The sequence below is a fragment of the Clostridium aciditolerans genome (assembly GCF_016316925.1).
In the GTDB taxonomy this organism is placed as follows: Bacteria; Bacillota; Clostridia; order Clostridiales; family Clostridiaceae; genus Clostridium_AM; species Clostridium_AM aciditolerans.
In genome coordinates this window covers 1-2625 of sequence record NZ_JAEEGB010000060.1, presented here as the reverse complement: position 1 = coordinate 2625, position 2625 = coordinate 1, and the positions used below count along the sequence as shown (strand labels likewise).

At 29.8% G+C, this 2625-nt stretch carries 3 protein-coding genes; all 3 read left to right on the top strand.

Annotation, left to right across the window (positions count from 1 at the left end; translation table 11 throughout):
* The first annotated feature begins 321 nt into the window (after window positions 1–321).
* The 3 genes from folE (at window position 322) to folK (ending at window position 2347) form a co-directional block, all read left to right on the top strand.
* Window positions 322–876, top strand: a complete 555-nt coding sequence (gene folE / locus I6U51_RS24340) for a GTP cyclohydrolase I FolE (RefSeq protein WP_211145132.1) — start codon at window positions 322–324, stop codon at window positions 874–876.
* Window positions 877–893: 17 nt separating this feature from the next.
* Entirely contained in the window at window positions 894–1373 is a 480-nt protein-coding gene (locus tag I6U51_RS24335) for an HD domain-containing protein (RefSeq protein ID WP_211145131.1), read from the top strand.
* A gap of 146 nt (window positions 1374–1519) precedes the next feature.
* Window positions 1520–2347 (top strand): 2-amino-4-hydroxy-6-hydroxymethyldihydropteridine diphosphokinase, encoded by an 828-nt coding sequence (gene folK, locus I6U51_RS24330; RefSeq protein WP_211145130.1) that lies wholly within the window; start codon window positions 1520–1522, stop codon window positions 2345–2347.
* Window positions 2348–2625 lie beyond the last annotated feature (278 nt).

The window sequence follows — 2625 nt, the reverse complement described above, 5'->3', positions numbered from 1 at the left end:
GATTCCTGGTCTGGCCACCAATTAAGCACTTCAATATAATTTTGAAGTGCTTTTTTATTATTATCTAGAAATAATTACAAATTTTATGAATTTTAATGAATCTCTTAAAAGGTTAAAAATATCGGGTCCAGATTGTTATATTTTGTATTCTGGGCTTCTTGTAAACTTGTGATTAAAATGTTATAATTTATGATAATATTGTGAAATATTTATTTAATTCATAAAAGATAAAATTTTCATTAATGTACTGCAAAGAATCTTTCGATATGAGAGGAGGATTATTGAACATTTATTATAGAATAAGTTCAATAAAGAATTATGATAGACGAGAATAAAATTAAAGATGCCGTTAAAATGATTATAGAAGCTATAGGTGAAGATCCAAAAAGCGAGGGATTAGCAGAAACTCCTGATAGAATTGCCAGAATGTACAAAGAAATCTTTTCTGGAATGAATGAAAACCCATCTGAGCATTTAAAGAAAACTTTTACAGTAGAAAGCGATGGTATAATTTTAGAAAAGGATATACAATTCTATTCTATGTGTGAACATCATTTTATTCCTTTTTACGGAAAAGCGCATATAGCGTATATACCTAATGGCAAAGTTGCTGGATTAAGTAAATTGGCAAGAACTGTAGAAGTTTTTGCTAAGAGACCTCAACTACAAGAAAGAATGAATCTGCAGATTGCTGAAGCTATAATGGAACATTTAGGTGCCTTAGGCGTTATGGTTGTAATAGAGGCTGAGCATATGTGTATGACAATGAGGGGGGTAAAGAAGCCTGGAAGTAAAACTGTAACTTCAATTACAAGAGGAAAGTTTGCTGAGGATCAGAAACTTAGAGATGAAGTATATAGAATGATTAAAATTTAACAAGGGGATGTAGTTTCTTGGACAGAATAAATTCTATATTAAATAATAATAGATTTAAGGAATATTTAATGAAGAATGAAAAATGGGAAATTGGAAGAAGGTTTTGTTGTCACGACTTGCAGCATTTCATGGATGTTGCTAGAATAGCATATATAATGGTATTAGAAAACAAAATTAACATAGATAAGGAAACAGTATATGGTGCAGCATTACTTCATGACATAGGTAGATGGATGCAGTATCAGGATGGGACACCCCATGAAATTGCCAGTTACAAACTAGCAGATGATATATTAAATGAGTGTAATTATAAGCAAGAGGAAAAAACAATAATTTTAAATGCTATTTTAAATCATAGAAATAAAAAAAGTGAAAAAGGTACTTTTAATTATATTTTCTATCTAAGTGACAAGCTATCTAGAAGGTGCTTTAGTTGCACAGCCTTAGATGAATGTAAATGGCCAAAAGAAAAGAAAAATCTTAAAATACTCTATTAGAACGCTTTAGCTTAAATTACTTAGAGTACAATTGTAGACTCCTGCTTGTATAAGTGGGAGTCTTTCTATTATTATTAGATTGTAAGGTTACTATATATTTAACCTTTTTTATAAGATAAAAAGATTAATTGAGGGAGAACAAAAATATGGATAAAATTTATGTAAAAGATTTAGAGGTTTATGCTTTTCATGGTGTTAATCAACAAGAAAAGGATATGGGGCAAAGATTCTTGATATCACTTGAGCTTTTTACAGATTTAAGTGAAGCTGGAGAAAGTGATGACTTAACCAAAACGGTCAATTATGCGCAACTCTGTCTTAATGTTGAGGAAAAATTCAAACAAGAAAAGTTTGATTTAATTGAGAAATCTGCGGAAGAATTAGCAAAATTTATATTAGTAAACTATCAAATAATTAATAGAGTAAAGGTTAAGATAAAAAAGCCATGGGCTCCTATAGGAAAACCTTTAGACTATGCCGCAGTGGAGATTGATAGACAGTGGCATACAGCATATATTGCTATTGGATCTAATATGGGAAATAAAGAGGATAACTTAAACTTTGCTATAGAACTTATAAATAGTTCAGAGGTAGCAATGGTAACAAAGACCTCTAAATTTTATGAAACAAAGCCAGTGGGATATTTAGAGCAAGATACTTTTCTAAATGGTGCATTAGAAGTAAAAACGCTTTTAAGCCCTAAAAAGTTAATAAACTTTTTATTAGATAAAGAAAAAGACTTAAAACGCGAAAGAGTAATAAAGTGGGGACCAAGAACTATAGACTTAGATGTATTACTATATGATAACTTAATAACATCGGATGAAAATATTATTGTCCCACATCCAAGAATGCATGAAAGGTTATTTGTTTTAAAACCTTTATCTGATATAGCGCCATATATAATACATCCTGTGTTAAATGAAAGAATTATTGATTTAATGAATAAAATTTCTAAAGAACAGGAATTATAGTATTGTAATATAGCAAAGTAAGTAAACTTATCCTAGAGTGTCTATAACAAAAAAAGCGAGAAATAACGAATAGTAAATAAGTAAAGTGAAGATAAACTTAAATTAAGGCATTTTGTTATAGACACTAAGTTTTATTAAGTGATATGATAATACATGTCGCTTGAAGAAACGACAAAGCTTAACAAAAACAACTTAAAAAAAGTTGTTGACAAGGTTAAGCGGCTGTGATAAACTACAATAGTCGCTGCGAGAGAGCGACATGATCCTTGAAAATTAAA